The sequence below is a fragment of the Lactobacillus sp. ESL0700 genome (assembly GCF_029392095.1).
Taxonomy (GTDB): Bacteria; Bacillota; Bacilli; order Lactobacillales; family Lactobacillaceae; genus Lactobacillus.
The window spans coordinates 1166757-1184552 of sequence record NZ_CP113930.1 but is presented as its reverse complement, the minus strand read 5'-3'; the positions used below and the strand labels follow the sequence as shown (position 1 = coordinate 1184552).

The following is a 17796-nucleotide window of genomic DNA, read 5'->3' as shown; positions in this document are numbered from 1 at the left end:
TATTGAAGGGCATACTAATCTTTTTAGTCGTATTTGGCATTCTTGTCTTTGTTCACGAATTTGGGCACTTTATTGTTGCTAAAAAATGCGGTATTTTAGTGCGAGAATTTTCAATTGGAATGGGACCGAAGCTTTTTCAAGTGCGGCGTAATCCGACTACTTATACAATTCGGTGGTTGCCATTAGGCGGCTATGTGCGGTTAGCAAGTAAAGATGATGAAACCAAATTAGATCCTGGGATGACGGTTATCTTGCAGTTGAATGATCGAAATGAAGTTGTTAAAATCGACGCTTCAGAATCTGATATTCCGCTTGAAGGCGTTCCCGTTCAAGTAACTAAGTCTGACTTAGTTGATGAGTTGTTCATCACTGGATACGAAAATGGCGATGAAGAAAAACAAGTTACGTATCGCGTTAACCATGATGCGACGATAATTGACCAATCTAAGACTGAGTTAGTAATTGCCCCGCGTGATACCCAATTTCAGCAAGCAAATGTTTGGCAAAAATTAGCTACTAACATTGCTGGACCGTTAATGAATATTATTTTGGGATTTGTCGTTTTTTTGATCTGGACATTTACAGTTCCTGGTCCAGCGACTACTACTGTTGGTCAAGTTACACCGGGATCACCTGCGCAGATTGCCAAGATTGAGCCAGGTTCAAAATTTATTGCGATTAATGGCCACCAAACGACCTCTTTTGACGATCTTGCAACACAAGTAGATCAGAGTAAAGGTAAGACGATTGCCATTACTTTACTTAAAAATGGTCAAAAAGAAACTGTCAAGGTGAAACCGAAAGCAGTAAAGCAGCAGGGACAAACGAGTTACCAAATTGGAATTTTGGCCCGTAGTGATGAACGCGCTAATGTAAAATTTAAGCGCGGCTGGGATACTGCTGTTTCTACCACGGGTTTGATTTTTAATGCTGTTGGCGGATTATTTAGACATTTCAGTTTAAATAAATTATCTGGTCCAGTTGGTATTTATTCGGAAACTTCACAGGTTTCAAAAATGGGCTTTTCCTATATTCTTGCCTTTTTAGCAATGATTTCAATCAATTTGGGAATTGTCAATCTAATTCCAATCCCCGGCCTTGATGGTGGTAAATTCTTGCTTAACATTATTGAAATTATCCGCAGAAAGCCAATTTCTGAGGATCACGAAGCAATGGTTGAACTGATTGGTTTTGGCTTATTGTTAGTTCTAATTATTGCAGTTACTGGTAATGATATTTATCGTTACTTTATTAAATAGAAAATTTTTATTTTTCTTGGGAGAAAATTAATGCGTCAATCTAAATTATTTATGCCGACATTGAAAGAGGCACCTTCTGATGCTGTGGCTAAAAGTCATCAGTTAATGTTGCGTGGTGGTTATATTCGCCAAGTTACAGCTGGAGTTTATGCGTATTTGCCACTAGGCTACCGCGTTTTGCGTAAGGCTGAAAACATTATGGAAGAAGAAATGGCCAAGATTAACGTGCCAGAAATGTCAATGCCACATTTTCTGCCGGCTTCACTCTGGGAAGAATCTGGTCGTTTGCAAAAGTATGGCCCAGAAATGTTCCGTCTAAAGGATCGTCATGGTCGTGAAAGTATTTTGGGGCCAACTCACGAGGAAACTTTTACTGAGATTGTCGCTAAAAATATCAAGAGTTACAAGCAGATGCCAATCGCACTGTACCAAATTCAAACTAAGTACCGTGATGAAAACCGACCACGATTTGGTCTTTTACGCGGACGTGAGTTTATCATGCTTGATGCATACAGCTTTGCGGCAACACGAGACCAACTTGATGAACAATTTGATGATGAAAAACGTGCTTTTGAAGCAATTTATCGTCGTTGTGGCGTTCAAGTAAACCCAGTAATCGCTGACTCAGGCACAATGGGTGGTAAAAATTCAACTGAATTTCAAGCACCAGCTGCAATTGGTGAAGATACGATTGCAACTAATGAAACTGGCACTTATTCAGCTAACCTTGAAATGGCAGTGAGTGACGACACATTTAAGCAAGAACCAGAAGAATTACAAGCACTTACTGAAGTTGCAACTCCTGATCAGGAAACAATTGCTGACTTAGTTGACTTTATGAATGTACCAGCTACTAGAATTGTCAAGAGTGTTCTTTATATTGTTGATGAAAAAGAGCACGTGCTAGTTTTAATTCGCGGCGATAAGGAAGTAAATGAAATCAAATTGACTCATTTACTTGATGCTGATTCATTGAGAGTGGCAACTGACGAAGAATTGCAAGCAATCACTGGTGCTGCTAAAGGCGGCGTTGGTCCAGTTAAGGCTGATTGGGCTGATAAGATCGTTGCTGATAATACAGTCAAGGGTCTTTACAATGTCGTTGTTGGTGCCAATAAGACCGGTTACCAATTGAAGAACGCTAACCTTGATCGTGACTTTAAAGTTGAGCAATTTGGTGATATTCGGGTTGCTAATGAAGGCGAACCAGACCCAGTTGACCATTTACCATTAAAATTCACAACCTCAATTGAAGTCGGACACATTTTCAAGCTTGGTACATACTACACTGAGACCATGGGTGCTGATTTCTTAGATCAAAATGGTAAAACTCAACCGGTAATCATGGGTTCATACGGAATTGGTGTCACTAGAATGTTATCAGCAGCTGTTGAGCAACACGCAACTAAGTTTGGGATTGCTTGGCCTAAAGAAATTGCGCCATTTGCAGTGCACATTGTCCAAATGAAGATGAAGGACGATGCTCAAACCAAGCTAGCTGAAGAATTAGAGCAAAAGTACAGTGCTAATTACGATGTTTTATATGATGACCGTAATGAACGTGCTGGTGTTAAATTTGCCGATGCCGATTTGGTTGGTGCACCAATTCGAATTACGATTGGTAAAAAGGCTAGTGAAGGCATCGTTGAAGTTAAACGCCCAACTGATGACAAGGCTAGTGAAATTACAGTTGCTGAATTAGATAGTTTTGTAAATAAAGAGTTAGGATAATTTTTCGTGACTGATAAAAACAAACTTTTCTTACATCTTTTGGAGCAAATTCATTTTCCGGAACAATTCACGGATAATGAGTTGCTTCAAAAAGGTGAAATTGAGAACGTGGATGTATACGCTAAAGAACATAAGTGGGATATCCATGTTCTTTTTACTACTCCGCTAAAATTTGAAACTTATGCGGCTTTGAATAAGGCAATTAACGCGAGTTTTGCTTCTTTTGTCAACACGCGGCTTTTTGTTCGGACTGAAGATGGTGCTGATGATTATCTAACAGATTATTGGCATTATGCTGTGCAGAATTCGGACTTTTTGCAGCCAGTTGCTCGTGAGTTCATTTCCAGCCATAAGCCTAAAAAAGAAGATGGGCGTTGGATTATTCCCGTTGATAATTTAGTGGTTGATGGCTTAATTGAACAAAAAATGTTGGATCAATTAGCAGAAGAAATGCGTGACTTTGGTTTCTTTAATCTAAAATTTGTAACGCAGCTTGACGAACAAAACACGCAAAGTAATTTAGCTAGTCTGCAGCAATTGCAGGAGCAACATGAGCAGAGCATGCAGGAAGCTTATAATGCAGCGCCGCCTAAAGAAAAACCAAAACCGCAAGCTTATCCAACTAAGAAGACCCGTTATGGCAACCGTAAGCTTGATGAAAGTCTGCCAATTACGCAAATTAAAGATGTAGTTGATGGTACTAGAAATGTCGTTATCGAAGGTAATATTTTTAATACTGAGAGTCGAGAATTAAAGTCCGGCGCAATTATTTTTACCGGTGAAATTACAGATTATAGCGATTCAATTTCATTTAAAAAATTTGTTTCTGATAAAGAACAAATCAAGAGTGTTTCAGAATTAAAGCCAGGTACTTGGGCTAAAATGCAGGGCTCAGCTGCTGATGACCAATGGCAGCACGATGTTGTCTTTAATATTTCTAGTTTTGAAGTTGTCGAGCATGTTGGCCGAACGGAAGAATATCAAGGCGAAGAAAAACGCGTTGAGCTGCATTTGCATACGAATATGAGTCAACTTGATGCCACTAATACGGCAACAGATTTTATTCTTGCTGCTAAAAAGTTTGGCCAAAAGGCAATTGCAATCACTGACCACGCCGATGTTCAATCATTCCCTGAAGCTTATAATGTCGGTAAGAAAAACGGGATTAAAATTGTTTATGGCGTTGAAGCCAACATGATTGACGATCATGCGCTGCTTGTACTAAATCCGGCGCCAATGACTTATGAAAACCGCGAATTTGTTATTTTTGACGTTGAAACTACAGGTCTATCATCGGTTTACGACACAATTATTGAAATTGGTGCTGTCAAGATGAAAGACGGCGAAGTCATCGAGCGTTTTGATAAGTTCATTAATCCACACCACCCATTAAGTGAGCAAACGATTAATTTAACCTCGATTACTGACGAGCAAGTTGGGGCGGCTGACGATGAAGCTGTTGTTATTAAGCAGTTCCAAGATTTTTATGGCGAGCGGCCTTTATGTGGGCATAACGTTCAATTCGATGTTGGCTTTGTTAATGCGGCACTAAGAAGAGCTGGTCTTCAAGAGATTACGCAACCAGTTGTCGATACACTGGAAGTATCGCGCTTGTTGCACCCAGAGCAAACACGGCATACACTGGATTCGCTAGCTAAAAAGTACAATGTTGTCTTGGAACATCACCACCGTGCCAATCAGGATGCCGAAGCGACAGGTTATCTGATGTTTAAGCTGCTTGATGCGTTTAACGCCAAGTTTGATGAAGATGACCTAGGCAAGATGAATGATTATGCCGCGCATGGTCAGGTCTTTAAGCGAGCGCGGCCGTCGCACATGACAATTTTAGCTAAAAATCAGGCGGGACTTAAAAACATGTACCGTTTAATTTCAATAGCCAGCACCAAAGACTTTTATCGGATACCGCGAACACCTAAGTCAGACTTAGCGCAATATCATGAGGGCTTATTGTATGGCTCTGGCTGTTTGCAAGGCGACGTCTTTGTAGCCATGATGCAAAAGGGTTATGACGAGGCTCGTAAAAAGGCTAAGTTTTATGATTATCTTGAGGTCCAACCACCTGCAAATTATGCGCAAATGATTGTGGACCATTTGATTAGTGATGAGGCAGAGTTAGAAGAAATTTTAACCAATATTTATAAGCTGGGTAAGGAATTGAATAAGCCGGTTGTGGCTACGGGGGATGCCCATTATGTTGAAAAGCATGATGCCATTTACCGCACAATTTTAATTTCTGCGCAGCGAAGTAATCCTGATCGCAACAAAACGCAGCCCGACTTACACTTTTATACCACGCAGGAAATGCTTAATGCCTTTAGTTTTCTTGGCGAAGAAGCTGCTAAAGAGATTGTCATTACCAATCCGAATAAAATTGCGGCGTCAACTGAAGAAATCGCACCAATCAAGGATGGCCTGTTCCCACCGCACATTGATAATGCCGATGAAGAAATGAAGCGGCTGACTTACGATAAGGCTTACGAGCTTTATGGCAAGCCATTGCCAAAAATCGTCCAAGACCGTTTAGAAATGGAATTAAACTCGATCATTTCCAATGGTTATGCGGTTATTTACTTGATTTCACAGCGGTTAGTTGCCAAGTCCAACAAGGATGGCTACTTAGTTGGCTCGCGGGGATCTGTTGGTTCAAGTTTGGTTGCAACCATGTCTGGGATTACGGAAGTTAATCCGTTGGCACCACATTATCGCTGTCCAAAGTGTAAGTATTCTAAGTTCTTTGAGAATGGTGAATATGGTTCAGGCTATGACTTGCCTGATGAAAAGTGTCCAAAATGTGGTGCTGAACTAGTCAAAGATGGGCAAGATATTCCGTTTGCCACTTTCTTGGGCTTCCACGGTGATAAGGTTCCCGATATTGATTTGAACTTTTCGGGTGACTATCAGCCAGTAGCACATAACTTTATTCGGGTTATGTTTGGGCCAGATAATTCTTATCGGGCTGGGACAATTGCCACGGTGGCAGACAAGACCGCATATGGTTATGCTAAGCATTATGACGAAGAACAAGAGCTGAACTTGCGTGGTGCCGAGCTTGACAGATTAGCTGCTGGTGTCAGTGGTGTTAAACGAACAACTGGACAGCACCCCGCGGGAATTGTTGTTGTGCCTGATGATATGGACATTTATGATTTCACGCCTGTGCAATATCCTGCCGATGATGTCAATGCGGCGTGGTTGACGACGCACTTTGACTTCCATTCCATTCATGATAATATCTTAAAGTTTGATATTCTGGGGCATGATGACCCGACGATGATCAGAATGTTGCAGGATTTATCAGGAATTGACCCATTGACAATTCCACCTGATGATCCTGGTGTCATGTCGCTGTTCTCTAGTCCGAAAATTTTGGGTGTGAAGCCAGAACAAATTCAATCAGAAACTGGTACCTTAGGCGTACCAGAATTTGGTACCAGATTTGTTCGGGGGATGCTTGAGGAGACTAAGCCAACAACTTTTTCAGAATTATTGCAGATTTCTGGACTGTCACACGGTACTGATGTGTGGCTAGGAAACGCCGAGGAACTGATTAATGACGGTACTTGCAAGCTGAAGAACGTAATTGGTTGTCGGGACAACATCATGATGGACTTGATTCACTGGGGTGTTAAGCCAGAAGTCGCCTTTTCGACAATGGAATCTGTGCGTCATGGTCGCGGAATTAGCGATGACGACATGGCTGTTTTGAAGAAAAATGACAAAATTCCAAATTGGTATATCCCGTCATGTCTTAAAATCAAGTATATGTTCCCGAAGGCGCATGCTACTGCCTACATTTTAATGGCGCTGCGAATTGCGTGGTTCAAGGTTTACTATCCCGAGATTTATTACACGGCTTACTTTTCCGTGCGGGCTGACTTATTCGACTTAGTTGCGATGAGTCATGGAAAAAATACGGTCAAAAAGGCAATGGCTGACATTCAAGACAAGGGTAACGATGCTTCTGCTAAAGATAAAAGTTTATTGACGGTGCTTGAGATTGCTAATGAGTGTCTGGAGCGAGGAATTAAGATTAAGATGGTTGACATCAACCAGTCAGAAGCAACTAATTTTAAGATTCTTAACCAACACACGATTTTAGCGCCATTCAACGCCGTACCCGGACTTGGTAATAATGCGGCTAAACAAATTGTTGCGGCTCGTGCTGAACAAAAATTCTTGTCAAAAGAAGATTTGTCTAAGCGTGGCAAAGTTTCGCAAACAATTATGGACTATTTAGAAGATAATGGCGTTTTGGAAGGGATGCCCGACCAAAATCAATTGTCATTATTTGATATTTAATATAAGAAAATCGTTAGTTATTGGACTAGCGATTTTTTGTGTGATTAATTTTAAGGAAAAGAAATTATTCTTTGTTTCACTTTTACCAACCTATCTAGATATAATATAAGTAAAAGATTTTATTTAGTTGATTGAAGGCAAGAAATGGTAACTATTAAACAAGCACAAGATATTATCAGTAATTTTACTGATCCCAATAATGCCGATGTAAGTTTAAACACTAAGCGTTCACTTTATTCTAGCAAGAATATTGCTAATCAGTCGGGGTACCCTAACCAGCGGGAGCATTTACTGCATGAGCTGACGGTTGCTCAAGAAAAGTATGGAGCTGACCATGATTTTAAGATCGTGTACAACCACATTCATTCAGCACCGCTGCAATTTTATCTCGCTAACCAATTAGGGATTGCGACTGATAAGGCAGAAGTAGAAATTGGGCAGCAGCAATTGCCAATGATGAGCGAGGCCAAGAAGTTTCGGGATAATTATCTGCCGTACGCGGAAGTTGAAACTGCAATGAGTAGATTAATTAAGGGTTAAATTGATGAATATTTTCAAGTAGAATTACAAATAGCAACAGGTGCAGACTGTTGTTTGCAAAAGACTGACGCTAACAAAATTGCATACCGCTGGTGCTCATGCTATAATAATGCTGTAAATAAAAAGAAGCCCTATTGGTAGTAGAGCTTCTTAACATGAGTTTCCGCTTAAAAGCGGTGACTTAACTAATAATTTTCAACAGAAAACCGCTAGTCGGTCAAACTAGAGCGGTTTTTTTCGTGCTTAGATTTTTTCCAAGCCGCAATACAATGCCTCAACTTTTTTGGTGTCTTTGCAGCATTATCTAACAAACTATTAAATAGCTTAATAATCCGATTAGCTAGCCATAAAAGCACCGCAAGTCCAGCAAAGATTGCAATAACAGTATCCAAAAGATACTGGACTAAAACCTTTCCTTAAAATTTTGCAGGTATAGCTTTTTACACCATACGCATTATCTCCCAGTCGAGAAATTAGTCACCGCATTTCTAGCTTCTACTCATGTTAGATTAATTATAGCAAAAGTTAATTGCTAAATCTGCTATAATATTATTTTAATACAATAAATTGATAAGATTTTTATCAAAACTTAACGCTTGATGTGAGCTTAATTGATCGTTTTTGAATTTGGATATTCTATTTTTTTACTCTAAATTTCTTTACAGCAATTTTCAATCTGTCAAGTGAGCTAATGAAGTAACACTAACTATTTTGTTCTATTCGTTGTGATTATTGTCAAAATATGATATAGTAAATAAGAAGTTCGGATAATTAATTCGAGTGAGCAGTATTTTTTGCTCACTCTTTTTATTACGGAGGAAAATATTTGGCGAAAGTTACAGATCTTGTTCTTACAGAAATCAAACCAATAGTTGCAGAGCGCAATGACGAGTTGGTGGACATTGAATACGTAAAAGAAAAAGGCCAAAATTATTTAAGAATATATGTTGACCGTGAAAACGGAATTGATATGGATGAAATCGTCGGGCTTAGTGAACTGGTTTCAACTAAACTTGACGAGATTGAGCCTGATCCGTTCCCTGAACCTTACGTTTTAGAAGTATCTTCACCCGGTGTTGAGCGACCAATTAAAACGAAGAAAGATTGGCAAAAAGCCCTTGATAATTACATTCATGTTGGCCTTTATCAAAAGCTTGACGGTGAAAAAAATTATGAGGGTACGCTCAAGTCATTTAATGATGATGAAATCGAGTTAGAAATAAAGATTAAGACGAGACGGAAACGATTAACTATTCCTCGCAAGTTGATTGCAAATATCCGTTTTGCAATTGAATTTTAGAAAGGCTGATTAAACTTATGTCTAAAGAAATGCTAGAGGCGTTTGCTACTTTAGAGAAGACAAAAGGTATCAAGCAAGACGTTATTGTCGAAGCAATTAAGGCAGCTCTTGTTGCTGCTTACAAAAAGAACTATAATCAAGCACAAAATGTAGAAGTTGAATTTGATGAACGCAAAGGTAATTTTAAATTACTAGCAGTTAAGACTGTTGTTGATGAGGTTCATGACGAACGACTTGAATATAGTTTAAAAGATGCCTTAAACATCAATAAAGCTTATGAAGTTGGCGACGAAATTCGTTTTGAAGTTGCGCCAAAGGACTTCGGTCGGATTGCTGCGCAAACTGCTAAACAAGTTATCATGCAGCATTTGCGTGAAGCAGAACGTAATCACATCATTGACGAGTATTCACAATATGAGGATGAACTGATTACTGGTACAGTTGAAAGACGTGATAATCGCTTCGTTTATGTTAAAATTGGTAATGTTGAAGCCGTTATGCCACACAATGACCAAATGCCTAACGAAACTTACAACCCACAAGACCAAATTCGTGTTCTTGTAACTCATGTTGGTTCTGATTCTAAGGGTGCGCAAATCACTGTTTCTCGGACTGCACCAAATATGGTCAAGCGCTTGTTTGAGCAAGAAGTCCCAGAAATCTTTGATGGTACTGTTGAAATTGTTTCAATTGCCCGTGAAGCTGGCGATCGGACCAAGATTGCGGTGAAGTCAAATGATCCTAACATCGATCCTGTTGGTACTTGTGTTGGTCAACGTGGTGCCCGGGTGCAAAATGTGGTTAATGAACTTGATGGCGAAAACATCGACGTTGTTAAGTACGAAGAAGACCCATCAGACTTTATTGCAAATGCGCTGAATCCAGCTGAAGTTATTGCCGTTCAATTTGGCGATGATGAAGATGAAAAGAGTGCTCTTGTAATTGTTCCTGATTATCAATTATCGCTAGCAATTGGTAAAAAGGGTCAAAATGTTCGTTTAGCTGCTCGCTTAACTGGTTACAAGATTGATATTAGACCAGAATCAGAAGTTGAATTTGTTGATGAAAGTAGCAAGGCTGCCAACGAAGATAATGAAGAAGCTGCAGAAGCAGCGGAAAATACAACTGATGAAACTGTTGCTGACACTGAAAATGAAACTGCTGCTGAAGAAGTCGAAGCTACTGATGATGATTTAGAAGCCCAAGCTGATGATGCAGAAGAGCAAGAAGAGCTAGCTGAATCTGAAGAAGAAGCAGACGAAGAATAAGTCTAGGGGTGAGTTCTTTTGAAAAAAAGAAAAATTCCAATGCGGAAAGATCTATTAACTGATACCATGCAGCCCAAAAAGGAATTAGTGCGGATTGTGATTGACAAGGACAAGAATGTTGCTGTTGATCCTAGTGGTAAAAAACCAGGGCGCGGTGCATATGTATCACTAGATCCAAGTAAGATCAAATTTGCACAAGAAAAAGGTGTCTTAGAACGAAGCTTAGGTGCCAAAGTGCCGGACTCGTTTTATGAAGATCTTTACTCTTATGTAGATCATCAAAAGGCAAGAAAAGAATTGTTTGGTGATAAATAAATTTGCAAAATAGACAAAAAGCATTAAATTTGCTGGGGCTTGCGCAACGAGCTGGGAAACTAGTTTCTGGGCTTGAAATTGTATTAGTTGGCCTTAAAGCAAAGCAAATCAAGATAGTTATTTTGGCTAATGACAGCCATGCCGATACAAGTGAGAAGATCACTAGAGCAGCTAAGCAGAATGACGTTAAGGTTATTACTGAATTTAGCAGCGATGAGATGTCGCATGCAATTGGTAAAGAACGTAAGGTGTTGGGCTTAACTGACGCTGGTTTTTGCAAAGCATTAGTACAAAAGATTAATGAAGGAGTGTGATTGGATGGCTAAAAAAAGAATTTACGAAATTGCAAAAGAATTAGGCATCGATAATAAAGTTGTGGTTAAAAAAGCAAAGGACCTCGGCTTTGATGTTAAAAACCATATGTCATCACTAGAAGATTCACAAGTAAGTCAATTAAAGGGTAGTTTCCATAGCTCCGCTCCCGCTAAAAAGCAAGAGAAGACTGCTAAAAAGAGCAGCAAAATCAAGGTTTCTGTTACTTCTATTCGTAAGAATGAGAAGAAGCATGATGAAGAAACTGGCAATAGAAATAATAATCGCCGCAGAAACAATCGCCGGCCTAATAACCATAACTCGCAAGAGCGTAACCAAGACCGTCGTTCAAGTAATAATACTAATTCCACTGCGCGTACTTCTAAGCCAGCAGCTCAAGATTTGCTTAAGCAATTAAAGCAAAAGCAACGTGTTGAACAAAGCAGCTTGAATAAGCAAGCTGACAAGGCACGTAAGGCTTATCATGAGCATTTGCAAAATCCTAAGGCAGCTGAAGAAGCTAAAGATACTGCTGCAGCACCTAAGGCACCTGCAAAAGAAAAGACAACTGAGACAAAGGTTATTGGTCCAAAGATTATTAAGCCTTCGCCAGCAAGAATGAAGCAAAACGAACCAGCTGCTAGACAACAACCAGAAGTTAATAATGCTGGTCCAGAGCCCGTTAAGGAAGAAAAGCGCCGTGGCAATGGCTATACCTCACGTAATTCTGGTAAACCTGGTCGTAAGGGCAGAAACCAAACTTTTGGCAATAATGGTGGTAACAATCATTCTGACCGTCAAGAACGTCGTAAGCGTAAGAACAAGCGTCGTCAAATTGACCAAACACCTAAGAAGCAACCAACTCAAAGAAAAGAGCGTCCATTACCAGAGACTTTGGTTTACGAAGTTGGGATGAATGCTCAAGATTTGGGTAAGATTTTACACCGTGAACCAGCAGAAATCGTTAAGAAGTTATTTATGCTGGGCGTAATGACTAACCAAAACCAATCTTTGGATAAAGATACGATTGAATTGATTGCAGCTGAATATGGCATTAATGCAGAAGAAAAGGTTCATGAGGATATTTCTGATATTGATACGCTTTACAGTAAGCGCATGGAAGCATCTAAAGAATCGAAGAATCAGATTAAGCGTCCACCAGTTGTTACAATCATGGGTCACGTTGATCACGGTAAGACCACTTTGCTTGACCGTTTACGTCATACACATGTTTCTGCTCATGAAGCTGGTGGTATCACCCAGAAGATTGGTGCTTACCAAGTTCACGTTGGTGATCATTTAATTACCTTCTTGGATACTCCAGGACATGCGGCCTTTTCAAACATGCGTGAGCGTGGTGCTGAAATAACTGATATTGTTGTCTTGGTTGTTGCTGCTGATGACGGTGTCATGCCACAGACAATTGAAGCCATTGATCACGCTAAGAGTGCCAAGGTGCCAATTATCGTAGCAATCAACAAGATGGATGCTCCGGGAGCAAACCCGCAACACGTTACTGAGCAGTTGATGAAGTACAACTTGATTCCAGAAGATTACGGTGGCGACACAATCTTTGTTAACATTTCTGCTAAAACCGGTGAAAATGTTGACGACTTGTTACAAATGATTTTACTGCAAGCTGACGTGATGGAATTGAAAGCTGATCCTAAGCAGCAAGCAATTGGTACAGTTGTTGAAGCTCGGCTGTCTCGTGGACGTGGTCCAGTTGCCGATTTACTTGTTCAACAAGGTACTTTGCATACCGGTGATCCAATCGTTGTCGGTAACCGCTTCGGTCGCGTACGTGTAATGACTAACGATCGTGGTCGGCAAATTGACAAGGCAACACCATCAATGCCAGTTGAAATTACTGGGTTGAATGATGTGCCTGAATCTGCCGACAAGTTGGTTGTCTTTGATGACGAAAAGACTGCCCGCAGCGTTGGTGAACAAAGAGCACAACAAGCTTTGCAACAATCAAGAGAAAATGTTCAACATATTACTTTAGATAACCTCTTTGATACAATGAAGAGAGAAAACATGAAGGAAGTTGACATTGTCTTAAAGGCTGATGTTCAAGGTTCTGCCGAAGCTCTGCAACAATCACTTGAAAAGATTGAAGTTGAAGGTGTTCGCGTTAACATTATTCACGCGGGTGTTGGTGCCGTTAATGAATCAGATGTTACTTTAGCTGGTGCTTCTAACGGTTTCATCATTGGATTCAACGTTCGGCCAACTGCAACTGCTAAGTCACAAGCTGAAGCTGATGGCGTTGATATTCGTCTTTACAGCATTATTTACAAGGCAATTGATGATGTGAAGGCTGCGATGCAAGGGATGCTTGAGCCAACTTATGAAGATAAAGTTGTTGGTAGCTTAACTGTTCGTGAAACTTGGAAGGTTTCGAAGGTTGGTACAATTGCTGGTTCCTTTGTTGATTCTGGTTATGTTACTCGTGATTCAACCATTAACTTAATTCGTGATGGTGTGGTAATCTACACTGGTAAAGTTGCTTCACTTAAGCGGTTCAAGGACGATGCTAAAGTGGTTAAGCAGGGATTCGATTGTGGTTTAACAATTGAAGGCTACAACGATATTAAGATTGGCGATCAACTTGAAGCAACTGAAAAGCAAGAGGTTAAGCCTAATTAGTAATTTTGCTAGGAGGAAAGTATGAAGCACAGAATTGGTCGTGTTGAAGGAGAAATCCTCCGTGAATTAACCAAAATTTTGCGGAAAAATATTCGTGATCCGCGTGTCAATGATGTTACGATTACTGCGGTTGAATGTACTAATGATTTATCATATGCAACTGTTTATTACAGTATTCTTTCTGAAGATCCAAAAAAGGAAGAAGAGGTTGCTACTGGCTTAGAAAAAGCCAAGGGGATGATGCGTCACTTGCTTGGGCAAGTTTTGACAGTCTATAAAGTTCCCGAATTAATTTTTAAGCGGGACAACTCTGTTAAATATGGTAGTAAAATCGATAAGTTAATTGCTGATTTAAAAAAGCAAGAAGCAGATCGTAACAATTAAAAAAGGCGCCATTGTGGCGCTTTTTTAGTGGGAACGGGTTAAAAATGTTAAACGGAATTTTAGTAGTTGATAAGGCTAAGGGGATGACTAGCGCCGATGTTGTGTACCATCTCCGCAAAGCCTTACATATCAAAAAAATCGGTCATGCTGGAACGCTTGATCCCGATGTTACTGGTGTCTTGCCGATTGCGATTGGTCAGGCAACTAAGCTGATTGAATTAATGCACACGCAAAACAAAAAATATGTTGGCAAGGGGATTTTTGGCTACGCTACTGATAGTTACGATATTAGTGGCACAACTTTGGCAACTAAAAAAATGACAGAACCGCTTGCAGCTAATATAATTACTCAGGGGATGCAGTCGTTTGTCGGCAAGATTGAGCAGGTGCCACCAATTTATTCAGCCGTGCGCGTTAATGGTAAGCACTTATACGAATATGCCCGTGCAGGGATTGAGGTTGAACGGCCTAAGCGGCAGGTTAATGTCTTAGCTTATGACTTAACTGCACAACCAGCTTTTGACGAAGAAAAAGGTCAAGAAGAATTTGCGTTTGCAATTGAATGCAGTAAGGGGACTTATGTGCGTTCATTAGTCAATGATTTGGGTGATAAGCTAGGTGTGCCAGCTGTAATGAGTAATTTGCGCAGAACAGCTAGCTCTGGCTTTGATATTAGTCAGGCAGTCAGCTTGCATGAAATTGTGGCTGACCCAAGTAAAGCCGAGCAACTGATTCAGCCAATCGATGCCTTTTTTAAAGATTACACGCAAGTTGACTTAACTATGGGTCAATGGCTAAAAGTGAAAAATGGGGCAGCGATTGCTTTAGAAACTGATGCAAATCAGGTTGCATTACGATACAATAATAAGGTTAAGGCAATTTATCAAAAGGATACGGAAAACTATCGTCCTAATTTGATGCTCTTGCAAAATGAATAGGTGAAATGAAGGTCTTATTGTGCAAATTATCCATTTAACTTATCCAGTTAAAGAAAATTTAATACCAAGTAAAATCGTATTAGCGTTAGGTTTTTTTGATGGTGTTCACCGCGGACATCAGAACTTGATTGAATTAGCGCGTGAAGCAGCAACTAAAAAGCACTTGCCACTTGTTGTCATGACGTTTGACCGTCATCCAAAAGAAGTTTATCAAAATGCTAAGGTTGTTTACATTGATAGTCTGGATGAGAAGGCTTATAAAATGGCGCAATTGGGTGTCGATTACTTGATTGTCATTCATTTTAATGACGAATTTAGCAAATTAACAGCGCAAGAATTTGTCGACCAGATTATCGTGCGACTAAAAGCAGATACCGTTGTTGCCGGTTTTGATTATACTTACGGGCCAAAAGACATTGCCAATATGAAAAACTTCCCTAAATTTGCTAAAGGAAGATTTGATATTATTGATGTTCCCAAGCAAACTTATGAGGGTCAGAAAATTGGCTCAACTGAAATCAGAAAAGCAGTTAGTGACGGCAATATGGAGCTAGCAACCAAGCTGTTAGGCTCGCCATATGTCATGTCTGGCATTGTCGGCCACGGTCTACGTAATGGGCATAAGTTAGGCTTTCCTACGGCTAATTTGGTTTGGTCGGAAAACAAGGTTTTGCCTAAAGTTGGTGTCTATGCAACCAGAACAAACATCGGCGACAAATGGTATGATTCTATGACTAGTGTTGGCTACAACGTGACGATTAATGAAGGCAAACAGATTTTTATTGAATCTAACCTGTTTGGCTTCGACCAAGAAGCATACGGGGAAAAGATGGTTATCAAGTGGTATAAATATACCCGAGGTGAAATAAAATTTGCTGATCTTGCAGGATTAAAAAAGCAAATGACGCATGATGAAGCAGAAATCAAGGCTTACTTTGCTGACAAATAAAGACTTCCATCTACTTAAACGGTAGGTGGAAATTTTTTGCTGTTAGAAAATGTAAATATTTTTAGCACTCGGCTTGACATTCTGCTAAATGCTAGTATCATAATAATTGTTAGCACAAAAGATATGAGAGTGCTAAAAGTGAGGGCGATATTTATGTTGACCGAACGTCAAGAACTTATTTTAAAAACAATCATTAATGACTTTACACAGACTCATGATCCAGTAGGTTCGAAGACAGTGATGAATCAGTTGCCGATTAAGGTGTCGAGTGCAACCATCAGAAATGAGATGGTTGTCCTAGAAGATAAGGGCTTAATTGAAAAGACTCATTCTTCTAGTGGTCGCGTGCCTTCCAGTGAGGGCTACCGCTATTATCTTGATAATTTAGTCGAGCCACTGCAAATACCGGAATCTGTTTATACCAAAATTATTAGTCAGCTTGACCGACCGTTTCATCAAGTTAACGAAATTGTTCAGGAAGCTGCTAAAATTTTATCCGATTTAACTAATTATACGGCATTTGCGGAAGGACCAGAGAACCGGGATGTAACTGTAACGGGATTTCGGATTGTACCGCTAGTTGGTCGCCAGGTGATGGCAATTCTGGTTACTAGTGATGGCAGTGTTCAGAATCAGGTTTATAATTTACCGCACAATGTTCATGGCGACGAAATTGAAAAAGCCGTCCGTATGATTAACGATGAACTAGTCGGTAAAAGTTTAACTGAAATCACGCCGGAACTGCTTAATAAGGCTGTTGGTCAAAATATCAGTGGTAAGCATGCTAGCGAACTGATTGATTTGGTTGAAGATGTCATTAACGATGCTGCTAGCGAGCAGCTATACGTTGATGGTCAAATTAATTTGTTAAATAATACTTCAACAAATGATGTTTCAAGCATTCGTTCGCTGTATGAGTTGGTTGATCAAGATGATTTGATTGCCAATCTTGTGGCCTACCGGCCAACTTCTAATTCGGGTCGCTTTCCTGTTAGGGTTAGTTTAGGCTCAGAATTACCAAACGAATTATTAAAGGATTACAGTTTGTTAACTGCAGAATATAGTGTTGGCTCCCACGGCAAAGGTGTAATTGCCTTGCTAGGACCAACGAATATGCCGTATTCACAAGTAATTGGCCTACTTGAATATTTCAGAAATGAGCTGGCAAAGAAATTACTTGAATATTATGGTCGATTTAAATAAGGAGGTTAGCCGTGAGTAAAAAAGATTTTCCTAGTGAAAAAGATTTAGATCAAACAGAAGCGACTACCGCAAAGTCAGAAAAAGAAACAAAATCTGAAGCGAAGAAGCAAGCTGTAAAAGCTGATAAAAAAGAAAAAACGCCAGAGCAAAAGCTTCAAGAAGAATTAGCTAAAGCTCAAGCAGCCAGCAAAGATTTTGAAGATAAGTATTTGCGTAGTCAAGCAGAAATGCAGAATATGCAAAACCGCTATAATAAAGAACGGGCACAACTAATAAAGTATGAGTCGCAATCTTTAGCTAAGGACGTACTACCAGCAATGGATAATTTAGAGCGTGCCTTAGGTACAAAGGTTGATGATGAAGCATCTCAACAGCTAAAGAAGGGTGTGCAAATGACACTTGATTCTTTAGTTAAGGCCATGAAAGATCACGGAATTAGTGAAATTGAGGCCGAAGGTGTTAAATTTGATCCGACACTGCATCAAGCTGTTCAAACAGTTGCAGCCAGCAGCGATGATCAAAAGGACCACGTTGTCCAAGTTTTACAAAAAGGATATCAATACAAAGACCGTACATTAAGACCAGCAATGGTTGTTGTTGCACAGTAATGAAAGGATGTTAATCA

14 protein-coding genes are annotated in these 17796 nt (G+C 39.9%); all 14 read left to right on the top strand.

The window, feature by feature from the left end:
- Positions 1–2 precede the first annotated feature (2 nt).
- The 14 genes from rseP to grpE all read left to right on the top strand — a co-directional run bounded on the left by rseP (position 3) and on the right by grpE (position 17779).
- On the top strand, positions 3–1259 hold the full coding sequence (gene rseP, locus OZX63_RS05590) for an RIP metalloprotease RseP (RefSeq protein ID WP_277142237.1): 1257 nt from the start codon (positions 3–5) through the stop codon (positions 1257–1259).
- A gap of 30 nt (positions 1260–1289) precedes the next feature.
- Positions 1290–2990, top strand: coding sequence for a proline--tRNA ligase (locus OZX63_RS05585; RefSeq protein ID WP_277142235.1), 1701 nt, complete (start codon positions 1290–1292; stop codon positions 2988–2990).
- 6 nt (positions 2991–2996) lie between these two features.
- Complete coding sequence (locus tag OZX63_RS05580) at positions 2997–7310, top strand: PolC-type DNA polymerase III (RefSeq protein WP_277142234.1); 4314 nt, start codon at positions 2997–2999, stop codon at positions 7308–7310.
- A gap of 144 nt (positions 7311–7454) precedes the next feature.
- Positions 7455–7850: a hypothetical protein gene (locus tag OZX63_RS05575; RefSeq protein ID WP_277142232.1), complete on the top strand. Its 396-nt coding sequence runs from the start codon at positions 7455–7457 to the stop codon at positions 7848–7850.
- Positions 7851–8676: 826 nt separating this feature from the next.
- Entirely contained in the window at positions 8677–9150 is a 474-nt protein-coding gene (rimP, locus tag OZX63_RS05570; RefSeq protein WP_277142230.1) for a ribosome maturation factor RimP, read from the top strand.
- Between the two features lie 17 nt (positions 9151–9167).
- Positions 9168–10418, top strand: coding sequence for a transcription termination factor NusA (gene nusA / locus OZX63_RS05565; RefSeq protein WP_277142228.1), 1251 nt, complete (start codon positions 9168–9170; stop codon positions 10416–10418).
- An 18-nt stretch (positions 10419–10436) separates the two neighbouring features.
- Complete coding sequence (locus OZX63_RS05560; RefSeq protein WP_277142227.1) at positions 10437–10733, top strand: YlxR family protein; 297 nt, start codon at positions 10437–10439, stop codon at positions 10731–10733.
- A 2-nt stretch (positions 10734–10735) separates the two neighbouring features.
- A complete protein-coding gene (locus OZX63_RS05555) occupies positions 10736–11047 on the top strand; it encodes a ribosomal L7Ae/L30e/S12e/Gadd45 family protein (RefSeq protein ID WP_277142225.1) in 312 nt (103 codons plus the stop codon).
- A gap of 4 nt (positions 11048–11051) precedes the next feature.
- Positions 11052–13697, top strand: coding sequence for a translation initiation factor IF-2 (infB, locus tag OZX63_RS05550; protein ID WP_277142223.1), 2646 nt, complete (start codon positions 11052–11054; stop codon positions 13695–13697).
- 21 nt (positions 13698–13718) lie between these two features.
- A complete protein-coding gene (locus OZX63_RS05545; RefSeq protein WP_277133676.1) occupies positions 13719–14081 on the top strand; it encodes a ribosome-binding factor A in 363 nt (120 codons plus the stop codon).
- 44 nt (positions 14082–14125) lie between these two features.
- On the top strand, positions 14126–15019 hold the full coding sequence (gene truB / locus OZX63_RS05540) for a tRNA pseudouridine(55) synthase TruB (protein WP_277142221.1): 894 nt from the start codon (positions 14126–14128) through the stop codon (positions 15017–15019).
- Between the two features lie 19 nt (positions 15020–15038).
- Positions 15039–15968: a riboflavin biosynthesis protein RibF gene (ribF, locus tag OZX63_RS05535; protein ID WP_277142219.1), complete on the top strand. Its 930-nt coding sequence runs from the start codon at positions 15039–15041 to the stop codon at positions 15966–15968.
- Positions 15969–16121: 153 nt separating this feature from the next.
- Positions 16122–17171 carry a heat-inducible transcriptional repressor HrcA gene (hrcA, locus tag OZX63_RS05530; protein ID WP_277142216.1) on the top strand — a complete coding sequence of 350 codons (1050 nt, stop codon included), beginning with the start codon at positions 16122–16124 and terminating at the stop codon, positions 17169–17171.
- 11 nt (positions 17172–17182) lie between these two features.
- On the top strand, positions 17183–17779 hold the full coding sequence (gene grpE / locus OZX63_RS05525; RefSeq protein WP_277142214.1) for a nucleotide exchange factor GrpE: 597 nt from the start codon (positions 17183–17185) through the stop codon (positions 17777–17779).
- The last annotated feature ends 17 nt before the right edge of the window (positions 17780–17796 follow it).